The organism is Saccharopolyspora sp. NFXS83, assembly GCF_026241095.1.
Taxonomy (GTDB): Bacteria; Actinomycetota; Actinomycetes; order Mycobacteriales; family Pseudonocardiaceae; genus Saccharopolyspora_C.
This window is the reverse complement of record NZ_JAPFGB010000033.1, coordinates 19645-32949: the sequence shown is the minus strand read 5'-3', so window position 1 is coordinate 32949 and position 13305 is coordinate 19645. Positions and strand designations below refer to the sequence as shown.

15 protein-coding genes are annotated in these 13305 nt (G+C 70.1%); 8 read left to right on the top strand and 7 right to left on the bottom strand.

The features are described 5' to 3' along the window. Nucleotides 1–149: 149 nt before the first annotated feature. The 4 genes from OOZ19_RS26290 (at nt 150) to OOZ19_RS26275 (ending at nt 2950) form a co-directional block, all read left to right on the top strand. A complete protein-coding gene (locus OOZ19_RS26290; RefSeq protein WP_266092842.1) occupies nt 150–428 on the top strand; it encodes a GlsB/YeaQ/YmgE family stress response membrane protein in 279 nt (92 codons plus the stop codon). Between the two features lie 201 nt (nt 429–629). Next, the gene (locus OOZ19_RS26285) at nt 630–902 is read left to right on the top strand and encodes a DUF2631 domain-containing protein (protein ID WP_184481679.1); all 273 of its coding nucleotides are present in this window, start codon (nt 630–632) and stop codon (nt 900–902) included. Nucleotides 903–1066: 164 nt separating this feature from the next. Continuing rightward, nucleotides 1067–2149, top strand: a complete 1083-nt coding sequence (locus tag OOZ19_RS26280; RefSeq protein WP_266092841.1) for a hypothetical protein — start codon at nt 1067–1069, stop codon at nt 2147–2149. A gap of 312 nt (nt 2150–2461) precedes the next feature. Further along, nucleotides 2462–2950 carry a beta-class carbonic anhydrase gene (locus OOZ19_RS26275; protein WP_266092840.1) on the top strand — a complete coding sequence of 163 codons (489 nt, stop codon included), beginning with the start codon at nt 2462–2464 and terminating at the stop codon, nt 2948–2950. Between the two features lie 473 nt (nt 2951–3423). On the opposite strand, the gene rlmN is transcribed toward OOZ19_RS26275, so the two are convergent. After that, entirely contained in the window at nt 3424–4533 is a 1110-nt protein-coding gene (rlmN, locus tag OOZ19_RS26270; protein ID WP_266092839.1) for a dual-specificity RNA methyltransferase RlmN, read from the bottom strand. Between the two features lie 171 nt (nt 4534–4704). On the opposite strand from rlmN, the gene OOZ19_RS26265 reads away from it, so the two are divergent. The 4 genes from OOZ19_RS26265 to OOZ19_RS26250 are packed head-to-tail and all read left to right on the top strand — an operon-like array spanning nt 4705 to nt 7919. Then, entirely contained in the window at nt 4705–5601 is an 897-nt protein-coding gene (locus OOZ19_RS26265) for a metal ABC transporter substrate-binding protein (protein WP_266092838.1), read from the top strand. Next, nucleotides 5598–6320: a metal ABC transporter ATP-binding protein gene (locus tag OOZ19_RS26260; RefSeq protein WP_266092837.1), complete on the top strand. Its 723-nt coding sequence runs from the start codon at nt 5598–5600 to the stop codon at nt 6318–6320. Before OOZ19_RS26265 ends, OOZ19_RS26260 begins: the two co-directional genes overlap by 4 nt. After that, a complete protein-coding gene (locus OOZ19_RS26255) occupies nt 6317–7195 on the top strand; it encodes a metal ABC transporter permease (RefSeq protein ID WP_266092836.1) in 879 nt (292 codons plus the stop codon). Before OOZ19_RS26260 ends, OOZ19_RS26255 begins: the two co-directional genes overlap by 4 nt. Before the next feature lie 52 nt (nt 7196–7247). Continuing rightward, the gene (locus tag OOZ19_RS26250; RefSeq protein ID WP_416309510.1) at nt 7248–7919 is read left to right on the top strand and encodes a metal-dependent transcriptional regulator; all 672 of its coding nucleotides are present in this window, start codon (nt 7248–7250) and stop codon (nt 7917–7919) included. Nucleotides 7920–7924: 5 nt separating this feature from the next. Here OOZ19_RS26250 and OOZ19_RS26245 read toward each other — a convergent pair whose 3' ends face one another. The 6 genes from OOZ19_RS26245 to tsf all read right to left on the bottom strand — a co-directional run bounded on the left by OOZ19_RS26245 (nt 7925) and on the right by tsf (nt 13114). Beyond that, entirely contained in the window at nt 7925–8407 is a 483-nt protein-coding gene (locus tag OOZ19_RS26245; protein WP_266092834.1) for a hypothetical protein, read from the bottom strand. A 524-nt stretch (nt 8408–8931) separates the two neighbouring features. Then, a complete protein-coding gene (locus tag OOZ19_RS26240) occupies nt 8932–9660 on the bottom strand; it encodes a class I SAM-dependent methyltransferase (RefSeq protein ID WP_266092833.1) in 729 nt (242 codons plus the stop codon). Between the two features lie 13 nt (nt 9661–9673). After that, nucleotides 9674–10519 carry a phosphatidate cytidylyltransferase gene (locus tag OOZ19_RS26235; RefSeq protein WP_266092832.1) on the bottom strand — a complete coding sequence of 282 codons (846 nt, stop codon included), beginning with the start codon at nt 10517–10519 and terminating at the stop codon, nt 9674–9676. Nucleotides 10520–10701: 182 nt separating this feature from the next. Continuing rightward, on the bottom strand, nt 10702–11259 hold the full coding sequence (gene frr, locus OOZ19_RS26230; RefSeq protein WP_266092831.1) for a ribosome recycling factor: 558 nt from the start codon (nt 11257–11259) through the stop codon (nt 10702–10704). A 94-nt stretch (nt 11260–11353) separates the two neighbouring features. Next, the gene (pyrH, locus tag OOZ19_RS26225; RefSeq protein ID WP_266092830.1) at nt 11354–12103 is read right to left on the bottom strand and encodes a UMP kinase; all 750 of its coding nucleotides are present in this window, start codon (nt 12101–12103) and stop codon (nt 11354–11356) included. Nucleotides 12104–12298: 195 nt separating this feature from the next. After that, a complete protein-coding gene (tsf, locus tag OOZ19_RS26220) occupies nt 12299–13114 on the bottom strand; it encodes a translation elongation factor Ts (protein ID WP_266092829.1) in 816 nt (271 codons plus the stop codon). Nucleotides 13115–13305: the final 191 nt, after the last annotated feature.

Below are 13305 nucleotides of genomic sequence, written 5' to 3'. Positions count from 1 at the left end.
CCGAAGCAGGCGATCATCGGTCGCTCGCGGTGCGCGAAGACGAGATTGCCGTCACGATCGGGGAGTAAGCCCCGAGCACCGGACGTCTGAACCACCGGCTCGCACCGATGGCTCAGCGTTTCAAAGACCAGGCAGGAAGGGGTAGCGCCATGGGCATCATCGGATGGATCGTTCTCGGTCTCATCGTGGGCGCCATCGCCAAGTTGATCATGCCAGGCAAGGATCCGGGCGGGATTCTCGTCACCTTGTTGCTGGGTGTGGTCGGGGCTTTCGTCGGCGGCCTGATCGGGAACTGGATCTTCCACGTCGGATTGGGCAGTTTCTGGTCGTGGCGCACGTGGCTGCTGGCCATCGTCGGCGCGATCATCGTGCTGGGCATCTACCGGCTGATCGTCGGCAGGACCGGCAAGGCCGCCAAAGGGGGCTGACACGCCCCCGGTCCACTCCCAGGAAGCCGCGGAACGGGTCCTCCCGTTCCGCGGCTTCGTTTCAGCACCAGGCGTGCCCAGGGGGTCACCAGGCACCCGGTCGGCGGTCCCGCGTATGCGAAGATGGGCTACGCGTGGCTCGTGCCGCGCCTAGGAGCAGGTTCAACCGCCCCGGTGGCTGGTTGTGGCGCAGGAGGGTACGTGGCGAGCACGGAGCTGGAGACCAAGCCCGGTCAGGCCATCGACCCGGCAGACGAGCCGTCGGTCGACTGGGGCTGGCACGGCGGGTTCCCCAAGGGCACCCAGATCGCGGGCTGGTTCACCGTGTTCGCGTTGCTGATCATGCTGGTGGGCAACCACCACGGCATCCTCAGCGGCGGCGACACCTTCAAGACCGAGGACATCTGGCTCATCGGCCTCGCCGCGGCCGTCGCGATCGGACTGCTGGCGGACCTCCGCCGCCGTCGCCGCTGACCGGCGTCCCGGTCGTCACCCGGGAACTTGCCCCGGTTAGGACGAACGGGTGGTGTCCGTCCTCCTCCCGGCCGAGCCGATCACGACCCGACCTGCGGCGATGATCATTCCTTGTTCGGAGGTCGCTCGATCGGGTTTGCCCCAGGAGGTCTACGTTTCGCTTCGTGGGCCATTCCCCGGAGCCGCAACTGCACCGGCGGGTCTTGGCGCGCCTGGGGTCGGCGACGGATGAGCTCGCCGGGTTGCTCGGCGCTCGGGGCCGCAACCGGATACCGCACGAGTTCCTGGCCGCTCCCGCGCGGATCGACACCCGGGCGCTCTGCCGGGAGCTCGACGGGATCAGCGCCGTCCGCGCGTTGCGGTTGCCCAGCTCCTTCCTGGACGAGCTGAGCGGAGCGCCCGCCCCCGAGCGGTTGCCCGCGCTGCTCCGGGAGATCGACCGGCTCGGCAGGCTGCGGGAGCTGCGGCTCCCACCCGACGCCTTCGACGACGTACCGCTGGAGACCGTCGACTGCTGGCGGCATCGCGCGCTCGCCGGGCGGCCCGTCGCGCCCGGCGAACGGCTGTCGCTGCTGGCCGCGCTCTGCTGGTGCAGGCAGGCGGAACTCACCCACGAAGTCCTCAACGTCCTGTTCGCACTGGTGGACGAGTTGCACGCGCGCGTCGCGGAACGCCTGCAGCAGACGGGCCGGCCGGCGCGCACCGCGGGCCCGGCGGGCGGGCTCGCGCAGTGGGAGTGGTGGCCGGTGCCGGACGAGGGCCTGGGAGCGCTGCTGCGCGGCGCGGACGAGCAGCGCAGCCGCGCCAGAGCCGGCCGGGCCGCGCTGCACGTCGCCTACACCTCCGATTACCGGCAGCTGCTGTCGGCGATGCTCCAGGTGCTGGAGTTCCGCAGCGCCGCGCCCGACTGCTGGCCGTTGCTGGCCGCGCTGGGCGAACTGCTCGGGGAGACGACGCGCGCGTGGGGCGCCGAGCGGTTCTACCCGTCGGGGACGGACGTCCCGGTGCGCGGTGTGGTGCCCTCGGCCTGGCTGGACGTGGTCGTCGACCGGCACGGCCGGATAGACCGCTCGGCCTACGAGCTCTGCGTGCTGATCCGCTTGCGGGAAGCCGTCCGGGACGGCCAGATCACCGTGCCCGGTTCCGCGGATCCCCGCGTCGGCGTCGGGGACGTCGTCGGCGAGTGCGTCACCTGGCCACCGGACACCTCCGAGCGGATCACCGCGTCCGGAGCCCCACCCGGCTGAATCCGCCGAGCTCGCGCGTCCCATCACGTGGTGTCTCCTTGCGCGCACTCGGCGTGCACCCGTAGGAAGGCGTCGCGAAGTGGTCTTCGTCCCGTCGGCGGCGGGCTCGCCGAGCGGTGACCACGCGACTCGATCCGAACGGACTCCGAGGAGCGTGGGCATGACCTCTGCGGTGCTGACCGCGTTCTGGCCGACTCGGCGGGGCTCGCTGTTCGACCAGGCGTGTCGACGGGCCGCGCACCCGGTGCGCGCCGCTACCGCTCGGCGCGGGCGCCCGGCGTTCGCGCCTCCCACGACGAGGAAGGCTGCCCCATGTCGGTCACCGATGAACTGCTCCGCAACAACGACGCCTACGCCGCCGAATTCAACGGCCCGCTGCCCCTGCCGCCGTCGAAGAAGATCGCCGTGGTGGCGTGCATGGACGCCCGCCTGGACGTCTACCGCGCACTCGGCCTCAACGAGGGCGAGGCGCACGTGATCCGCAACGCCGGCGGGGTGATCACGGCGGACGAGATCCGCTCGCTCGCGATCAGCCAGCGCCTGCTGGGCACCGAGGAGATCGTCCTGATCCACCACACCGACTGCGGCATGCTCACGTTCACCGACGAGGAGTTCACCGCGTCCCTCCGGCGCGACACCGGGATCGAGCCCGAGTGGGCGCCGGAGTCGTTCACCGACGTCGACGCCGACGTCCGGCGGTCCCTGGAGCGGGTCCGCACCAGCCCCTTCATCCCGAAGAAGGATTCGGTGCGCGGCTTCGCCTTCGACGTCGCCACCGGGAGGCTCCGCGAGATCGGCTGATCCCCTTCGGCGCCGCGGCTCGGGGGGTCCGACCGGACAGTGCGGTGCGAGGGGAAGGGAGCACTGTCCGGTCGGCCGGGCCCGACGCCGGTCGGGGGCATCGGCATCAGGCCGACGCGGTCCCGACGGTCGGTCAGGACCACGCTCACCAGCATGATCTCCGGCAGGTCCGTTTTTCCAGAGCCCCCACACGGTCGATGGACACCCCTTGCGCGGGACGCCGCGATGATCGTGCACCGATCGTCGCGGCACCCCGGCACGAGCGTGATCGTGGAATTCTGCGCTGGTCGCTGCAGCGCACGACCGCCCGCGGGTATGTGACGCGGCAACCAGTCCGCGCGGTGCGCCGGCTCGGCCGGACTCGAACGAGATCATCCGACTTGATGAAGTCGCCCCGTCACCTGAGTGACTGCTCCGGGACCAGGCCCGCGAACCCGCGGCGGCACCCCGCTGCCGCGCGATCGGCGGGCTGTTCAGCCCTCCGCGGCGAGCTGGCCGCAGGCGGCGGCGATCTCCTGGCCGCGCGTGTCGCGGACCGTGCAGGGCACGCCCGCGTCGCGGACGCGCTGCACGAACTCGCGCTGCACCGGCTTCGGCGAGGCGTCCCACTTGCTGCCCGGCGTCGGGTTCAGCGGGATCAGGTTCACGTGCGCGAACTGGCCCAGGTGCTTGTGCAGCAGCTTGCCCAGCAGGTCCGCGCGCCACGGCTGGTCGTTGATGTCGCGGATCAGGGCGTACTCGATCGACACCCGGCGCCCGGTGTGGTCGGCGTAGCCGCGGGCCGCCTCCAGCACCTCGGCGACGTTCCAGCGGTTGTTCACCGGCACCAGCGTGTCCCGCAGCTCGTCGTCCGGGGTGTGCAGCGACACGGCCAGCGTCACGTGCAGCTGCTCCTCGGTCATCCGCTTGATCGCGGGCACCAGGCCCACCGTGGAGACCGTCACCGAACGCTGCGACAGGCCCAGGCCCTCCGGCGCGGGGTCGCAGATCCGGCGCACCGCGGCGATGACCCGCTTGTAGTTCGCCAGCGGCTCGCCCATGCCCATGAACACGACGTTCGACAGCCGCCCCGGACCGCCCGGCACTTCGCCGTCCCGCATCATCGCCGCCGCCGTGCGCACCTGGTCCACGATCTCCGCCGTGGACAGGTTCCGCTGCAGGCCGCCCTGGCCGGTGGCGCAGAACGGGCAGGCCATGCCGCAGCCCGCCTGGCTGGAGATGCAGACGGTGGCGCGCTCGGAGTAGCGCATCAGCACGCTCTCGATCAGCGTGCCGTCGTGCGCGCGCCACAACGTCTTGCGCGTGGTGCCCTCGTCGGTGTCCAGCGTGCGGATCTGGCTCAGCAGCGTCGGCAGCAGGTCCGCGCCGAGCTTCTCCCTGCTCGCCGCGGGGATGTCGGTCATCGACTCCACGTCCGCGTTGAGCCTGCCGAAGTAGTGGTGCGCGAGCTGCTTGGCGCGGAACGGCTTCTCGCCCAGCTCGGCTACGGCGGCGCGGCGCTCCTCGACCGACAGGTCGGCGAGGTGGCGAGGGGGCATGCCGCGCTTGGGCGCGTCGAAGACCAGCGGAAGTGAAGTCGACATAGCGCCGACCAGTGTCCCACGAAGGCACCGGCGGCTCGTCGGCCCGTCCGCGGACCGGCGGCCCTGGTCGACCCTCACCCCATCGGTTAAAGTTTCGGAGTGCCGAAAATCAGCTCTCCGCGCCAGCGAAACTTTCGCTGCGGCCAGCCGAGAGCGCGGCGTGCGGCGGCCGTGCTCGCCGCGCTGGCCGCGACGGTGCCCCTGGTGGCGGCCTGCGACGTCGACCTGAGCCGCGCCGACGACGGCAAGCGCACCGTGGTCACCACCTTCACCGTGCTCGCCGACATGACCAGGGCCGTCGCCGGGGACGCGATCGAGGTCGAGTCGATCACCAAGCCGGGCGCCGAGGTGCACGGCTACGAGCCCACGCCCAGCGACCTGCTCACCGCCGCGAAATCCGATCTGGTGCTGGACAACGGGCTCGGTCTGGAGAGCTGGTTCGCCCAGTTCGTGGCCCGCAGCGAAGCCCCGCACGTGACGCTCAGCGCCGGCGTCGAACCGATCCCCGTCGAAGCCGGGGGCTACGAGGGCAAGGCCAATCCGCACGCGTGGATGTCGCCGCGCAACGCCAAGATCTACGTCGCGAACATCCGCGACGCGCTCACCAAGCTCGACCCCGCGCACGCCGAGACGTTCCGGGTCAACGCCGAGAACTACACGCGGCGGCTCGACGAGATCGAGACCTACCTGCGCACCGAGATCGCCCGGATCCCCGAGGCGCAGCGGGCCCTGGTCAGCTGCGAAGGCGCCTTCTCCTACCTCGCCAGGGACACCGGTCTGCGCGAGGCGTACCTGTGGCCGGTCAACAGCGACGAAGAAGGCACCCCGCAGCAGATCAAGAACACCACCCGGTTCGTCGACGACCGGCGGATACCGGCCGTGTTCTGCGAATCCACCGTGAACGACAAAGCCCAGCGCCAGGTCGCCGAGGAGACGGACGCGCGGCTGGGCGGCAAGCTCTACGTCGACTCCCTGTCCGAACCGGGCGGGCCGGTCCCCACCTACCTGGACCTGCTGCGCCACGACGCCGAAACCATCGTCACCGGACTCTCCGGAGGTTCCCGATGAGCGTGCTGGCACGGCACGTCACCGTCTCCTACCGGGAGACGCTCGCCCTCGACGACGTGACCATGGACATCGCGCCGGGACGGGTGTGCGGGCTGTTGGGCGTCAACGGATCCGGCAAGTCCACGCTGTTCAAGGCCCTGATGGGGCTCGTGCACCCGGACAGCGGCGAGATCCGGCTGCTCGGCCGCGACCCGAAGCGCGCCCGCGGCGACGGGCTCGTCGCCTACGTGCCGCAATCCGAGGCGGTCGACTGGACCTTCCCGGTCACCGTGGCCGACGTGGTGCTGATGGGCCGCTACGGCCGGATGGGGCCGACCCGCCGCGCCCGGCCCGCCGACCGGGCCGCCGTCGCTGACGCGCTGGAACGGGTCGGACTCACCGCGCTGGCCCGCAATCCGATCGGCGCGCTGTCCGGTGGCCAGCGCAAGCGGGCCTTCGTCGCTCGCGGCATCGCGCAGGAGGCCGAGCTGCTGCTGCTCGACGAACCGTTCGCCGGAGTGGACAAGGGCTCCGAGGCGATGATCAGCGAGCTGCTGCGCGGACTCCGCGACGAGGGCCGCACGATCATGATCTCCACGCACGACCTCGCGGGCGCACCCGCGCTGTGCGACGAGGCGGTGCTGCTGCACCAGCGGGTCCTCGCGCACGGTCCCGTCGCCGACGTGCTCGCCCCGGAAACGCTCGCCCGGACCTTCGGCGTGGCGGAAGGAGCCCGATGAACGACATCGCGATCTGGCTGCTGGAGCCGCTGCAGTTCGGGTTCATGCGGCGCGCGCTGCTGGTCAGCGTCGTCGCGGCGCTGGTGTGCTCGGTGCTGTCGTGCTGGGTGACGCTGATCGGCTGGTCCCTGCTCGGCGATGCCGTGTCGCACGCCGTGCTGCCCGGGGTCGTGCTGGCCTACGTGTTCGCGCTGCCGTTCTCCGTCGGGGCGTTCCTGTTCGGCGGACTCGCGGTGGCCATGATCGGTGCGGTGCGCGGCACCACGAAGCTCAAGGGCGACGCGGCGATCGGCGTCGTGTTCACCGGGCTGTTCGCGCTGGGCGTGGTGCTGGTGTCGCGCATCCCCAGCCAGGTCGACCTCAACCACATCCTGTTCGGCAACGTCCTCGGCGTCACCGACGGAGACATCGCGCAGGTCCTGGTGATCAGCGCGATCACGCTGGCGATCGCGATGATCAAGCGCCGCGACTTCACGCTCTACGCGTTCGACCCCACCCACGCGCACGCCATCGGGCTGCGACCGCGCCTGATCGGGGCGCTGCTGCTGACCATGCTCGCGCTGACCGTGGTCGTCGCGCTGCAGGCCGTCGGGGTGATCCTCGTGACGGCGATGCTGATCACTCCGGGCGCGACCGCGTTCCTGCTCACCCGGCGCTTCCCCCGGATGCTGGTCGTGGCCTCAGCGCTGTCGGTCGGCAGCGGCATCGCGGGCACCTACCTGAGCTTCCACCTGGACACCTCGACCGGCGGGATGATCGTGCTCTGCCAGGCCTCGCTGTTCCTGCTCGCCTACCTGTTCGCGCCGGGCCAGGGCCTGCTGCGCGAGGTGCTGCGCCGACGCGCGCGGCGGGCGGAGGCGGCTTCGGCCGGATAGTCCACCCACTCGTGGCACCGTCCGGTCTCCTATCGTGGATGGCATGACAAGCATGGCCGAACGCCCGTCGGCGTCCGTCGAGGACTACGTCCGGGCGATCTACGGGCTCAGCGAGCGCGGGGTGGCCGTGACCAACGCGACGCTGACGCAGCGGCTGGGGCTGAGCCCCTCGTCGGTGTCCGGGATGATCACCAAGCTGGCGCAGCTGGGGCTGGTCACCCACGTCCGGTACCGCAGCGTCGAGCTCACCGCGGACGGCCGCCGGTTGGCCTACGACGTGCTCCGCAGGCACCGGCTGCTCGAACTGTTCCTGGTGGAGGTGCTCGACTACACCTGGGACGAAGTGCACCCGGAGGCCGACGCGCTGGAGCACGCCGTCTCCGACGAACTGATCGAGCACATCGCCGCCAAGCTCGGCAACCCCACGCACGATCCGCACGGCGACCCCATCCCCACAGCGGACGGCATCGTCGAGAAGCCCAGCACTCGGCTGCTCGACCAGGTCGAACCCGGCACCATCGGCACCATCGCGCGGGTCTGGGACACCGATTCGGAGCTGCTGCGCTACCTCACCGATCACGGGATGACGCTGGGCGCGCGGATCGAGGTCGTGGAGCGCAAACCGTTCGGCGGCCCGCTGGTCGTGCGCATCGGGGAACCGGCGCAGGCCGAAACGCACTTCCTCGGCACCGAGATCGCGGGCACCCTCTCGATCCGGACCTGAGCACTTCAGCAGGCGCGACGCCTGCCCTCGTCCCATTCCCTGCTGCCGGCCTCCTCCTCGCCGGAACGATCAGCGGGCTCGCTCGGCGAGACCTCCTTCTCGACCGCCTCGGCGCCGTAGAGCTCATCGGTGAGCAGCCGTCCGTGCAGCTCATCGGTGCGGTGCGCACCGAGCACCGCGAGCAGCAGGTCGAACCGGTGATCCGTGAGCACTATCGCCACGTAGGCGAACCCGGCCAGGCCGCCGAGGACCAGCGCGGACACCCATCGCGTGGGCACATCCGCCTGCACCAGCAGGATCACGGCGAGCGCCAGCGCCAGGACCGAGGTGAACGCGATGCCCCTGGCGAACATCACCTGCCGCCACAGCGATCGGAACGTCGGGTGCTGCCGGGACAGCTCGCGGACCAGCCGCGCTCGCTCGCGTCGATCCATCCGGGCGACCTGGCTCAGGCCCGCGGTCACCGGTCTCCCCGCGTGAATGGCCATCTGGTCGCTCCTGTTGCGCGTCTTCTCGGGCGGGGTCGGGCCGCCGGCCCGTGGCCGTCCGGGAACGGCTCGCCGGGCGCGATCGTGGATCTGCTGACCGGTTTCGGTGGTCATCTCGGTGTGCCGTGGTCGGCGCTGGAGGCCGCGGTCGGTCACGGGGCACCGTCGCGGGTCGCTGCTGGACCTGCGGGCGGCGCTGCCGCCGCGTCGTTGCAGCGGGCGCACACATCTCGTCGCCGCCACAAGTCGATCACGCCGGGAGCCCCGGAACAAGGCGTCATTCGGGGGCGTTCGCATCGCGACAAGAGCACCGAAGGGTAACGGTACTCGATAATGCTGCTCGGCTTAATAGTCTGGCCGGTTGTTATTCCCAGCCGATCGAGATCCGCAACTACTTTACGTGTCAGCAACCTTGCCGGGATGCAGCAATCCCTTGCCCCAGCAGGTGTTTTCCCGAGCAAGGAACTACCAGTCGGTACCCCACCGGAAAACCCGACCCGAATCCGGAAAGGGGAATTCGAAATTCACGAACCGCGAAGCAGCCCCAGCGGACGGGTGCGAATTCGCAGGCGATAGCCCACTTCCAGCGCGCACCCGGAGACCTCGCGCAGCGCACGACGCGCCACCTTCGGCGAGAACTCGATCCCCAGCACCGCTGCCAGCTCCGCGCGATCGCCGAACCGCCACACCGTCCGCACCTGCTCGCTGTCGAAGCCGTGCAGCTGGAAGAACCGCTCCACCGCAGGCGGGTCGAAGCGAGGCGCGTCCGCCCGCATCCACTTCCCGTAAGGCTCGCACGAGCCGTCCAGATCGATGATCGCCAGCGTGCCGCCGGGCCGCAACACCCGCTCGGCCTCGGCCAAACCCGGCTGGCAGCCCGGGCCGAAGAAGTACGCCGTCCGCGCGTGCAACAGGTCGACGCTCGCGTCGGCCAGCGGAAGCCGCTGCGCGGGAGCCCTGCGGACGTCCACCCCCGAGAGCCCGGCGACCCGCCGCCGCGCCCGCTCCACCAGCGGCGCGTGCGGCTCGATTCCGATCACCGACCGCGCGGACTCCGCGAAGACCTCCAAGTGGAATCCGTCGCCGCACCCGACGTCCACCACGTCCCGGCCCGCCCAGTCGCACCGGTCGCGCAGCGCGCTCCACAGCGCGCCGGTCGAATCCTGCGCCCGGTTCTCCCGCTCGTAGACCTCCGGCCAGTGCCAGATGTTCGGGCTCGGCGTGACCCGGGGCTCCGGATCGGAGCCGATCACCACGACGACCAGATCATTGCGGGAGCAACCAGAACAGCATCATCCACGCCACCACCGCGGACGGCAGCAGCGAATCCATCCGATCCATCAGACCGCCGTGCCCCGGCAGCAGGTTGCCCATGTCCTTGATGCCTAGGTCCCGCTTGATGACCGACTCCATCAAGTCGCCCAGCGTCGCGCTGCACACCAGAGCGGCGCCGAACAACGCGCCCTGCCACCACTGGCCCTCCAGCAGCAGCGTCACCGACAGCGCCCCCGCGACAGTGCCCGTCAGCATCGAACCTCCGAAGCCCTCCCAGGACTTCTTCGGACTGATCGACGGCGCCATCGGGTGCTTGCCCAGCAGCACCCCGAACGCATAGCCCCCAGTGTCCGAGGCGACGACGCCGATCATGAAGCACAGCGCGCGGAACGCGCCGTCCTCCGGCACCGCCAGCATCGCGGCGAACGACGCGAACATCGGCACGTACGCGGCGGTGAACACCGAAGCGGTCACGTCGCGCAGATAACCGTCCACGCCCAGCCGGAAACGCCAGGCCAAGCAGCCCAGCGTGGTGATCGTGAAGGCGACCAGCAGCCCGCGCAGGCCGAACGGCCACGACAACCAGATCATCAGCTGGCCGCCCACGAGCACCGGCAGCAGGCTGACCCGGATGTCGGCGCCGCGGCGCAGCGCACCGGCGAGTTCCACCGTGGAGACCGCGGCGGCCACCGCGACGATGCCGATGAACAGGTGCCGCAGCATCAGCAACGACAAGATGATCGCGGCGCCGAGCACGACACCTACAGCGATCGCCGCTCGCAGGTCGCGACCTGCGCGAGACGGGCGCGACGGCGGGTCCGGTACGGAAGCGGACATCCCGGACTCACCTTCGCGCTGGCTGGTCGTCACCGAAGATCGCCCGGTACCAGCACACCCGGAGCCCGGACCTCGTGCGCCCGGACCTGAGGAAGGCACGAGCGGGAACGACCAGGCGCCCACTCGGGCGCCGCCGGCGAAAGCGGCCCGGCAGCCGCGAACCACAGTTGCAAGACAGCCTCTCAAACTTCGAGGAGCTCTGCTTCCTTGTGCTTGACGAGCTCGTCGATCTGGGCCGTGTAGCGGTGCGTCAGGCTCTCGAGCTCCTTCTCGCCGCGGGTGCCCTCGTCCTCACCGGCCTCGCCGTCCTTGACGACTCGGTCGATCTCTTCCTTGACCTTGCGCCGGATACCGCGCACGGTGATCTTGCCTTCCTCGCCCTTGTGCTTGGCGAGCTTAACCATCTCCTTGCGGCGTTCCTCGGTCATCTGAGGAATGGAGATCCGGATCAGCTGCCCGTCGTTGGACGGGTTGAAGCCCAGGTCGGAATCCCGGATGGCCTTCTCCATCGCGGCGAGCTGGCTCGCGTCGTAAGGCTTGACCACGACCAACCGCGCCTCCGGCACGCTGATGCTGGCCAGCTGGTTCAGCGGCGTCGGCGAACCGTAGTAGTCGACGACGACGCTGGCGAACATCCCCGGATTGGCGCGGCCGGTGCGAACCGTGGCCAGGTCGTCCTTGGCCACCTGCACCGCCTTCTGCATCTTCTCCTCGCCTTCGAGGAGAGTCTCGTCGATCACGGTTGCTCCTTAGGTGTGCCGGCCGATGTGTACAGTGCGCGCCGCGTGCGACGCGGCGGCGTCGGTAGCGGACCTGATCAGGATCCCAGCACGGTCACGCGGACGCTGCGGCCGGGGTGCTGACCAGGGTTCCGATCTTCTCACCGCGCACGGCGCGAGCGATGTTGCCCTCCTCCAGGAGGTTGAACACCAGGATGGGCATCTGGTTGTCCATGCAGAGGCTGAAGGCGGTGGCGTCGGCCACCTTGAGCCCTCGCTCCAGCACCTCGCGGTGGCTGACCGCGTCGAAGCGCTCCGCGGTCGGGTCCGTCTTCGGGTCCGCGGTGTAGACCCCGTCCACACCCTTGGCCATCAGCACGACCTCGCAACCGATCTCCAGGGCGCGCTGCGCCGCCGCGGTGTCGGTGGAGAAGTACGGCATGCCGGTCCCCGCACCGAAGATGACCACGCGGCCCTTCTCCATGTGCCGGATCGCGCGGCGCGGAATGTAGGGCTCGGCGACCTGGCCCATTTCGATCGCCGTCATCACCCGGGTGTCGATGTCGTGCTCGCGTTCCAAGAAGTCCTGCAGCGCCAGGCAGTTCATCACCGTGCCCAGCATGCTCATGTAGTCGCCGCGAGCGCGTTCCATGCCGCGCTGCTGCAGTTCGGCGCCGCGGAAGAAGTTGCCGCCGCCGATGACCACGGCGACCTCGACGCCGCCCGCCACGACCTCGGCGATCTGCCTGGCCACCGTGCCGACCACGTTCGGGTCGACGCCGACCGCACCGCCACCGAACATCTCACCGCCCAGTTTGAGCAGCACACGCCCATAGCCGTCTTCCGACAGACCGTCGTCGGTCACTGGGTTCCTCCCGTGAGGCTGTTGTTCCGCGGTGATCGAAGTGCACCGTCAGCGGTGCGCTGCGCGAACGCCCCGCCCTCCCAGGGGGCGGAGGCGGGGCGTGCAGGTCGCGAACCCCGCCGCCGGGAACGCCCAGAGCGAACCGGCGGCGGCGCGAAACCGGTGCGGCGGTCGCGACCGCCGCACCGGGCGAGATCAGGCCTGGCCGACCTCGAACCGCGCGAAGCGGGTCACGGTCACGCCAGCCTCGTCGAGCAGGGCCTTGACGGTCTTCTTGTTGTCCTGCACCGACGGCTGGTCAAGCAGCACGTTCTCCTTGAAGAAGCCGTTGAGCCGACCCTCGATGATCTTCGGCAGGGCCTGCTCCGGCTTGTTCTCGGCGCGCGCGGTCTCCTCTGCGATGCGGCGCTCGTTCGCCACCACGTCCTCCGCGACGTCGTCGCGGGTCAGGTAGGTGGCCTTCAGGGCCGCCACCTGCATCGCGGCGTTGCGGGCCGCGTCCTCGGAGGGACCGGTGTACTCGACGAGGACACCGACCGCCGGCGGCAGGTCCGCGGCGCGGCGGTGCAGGTAGGTCGTCACCTGGCCGTCGAAGACGGCGACGCGACGCAGCTCCAGCTTCTCGCCGATCTTGACGGCGAGCTCCTGCACGGCCTCACCGATCGTCTTGTCGCCCAGCGGGGCGGCCTTGACGATCTCCAGGTCGGAGGAGTTCGCGGCCTTGGCGGCCTTCACGACCTGCTCGGCCAGGGAGATGAACTCGTCGTTCTTGGCGACGAAGTCGGTCTCGCTGTTGAGCTCGATCATCGCGCCGTCCTCGGCGGCGACCAGGCCCTCGGCGGCGGAGCGCTCGGCGCGCTTGCCGATGTCCTTGGCACCCTTGATGCGCAAGACCTCCACGGCCTTGTCGAAGTCCCCGTCGGTCTCGGTGAGGGCCTTCTTGCAGTCCATCATGCCGGCGCCGGTCAGGTCACGGAGACGCTTGACGTCGGCCGCAGTGTAGTTAGCCATCGTGCGGGTCCGTCCTTTTTCGGAATGTGTGCACAGCGGAAGTTTCAGCGGCGATCTCCGGTGGAACCAGAACCTTCGGAAACCGCTCGCGACGCGAAAGAGGCGGCGGCCGCATCAGCGATGCCCGCCGCCACTGGCCTCGGCCACCAGTGTGGCCGGTCGGCGCGAAGATCGTGCTGGTCACCCGCTCG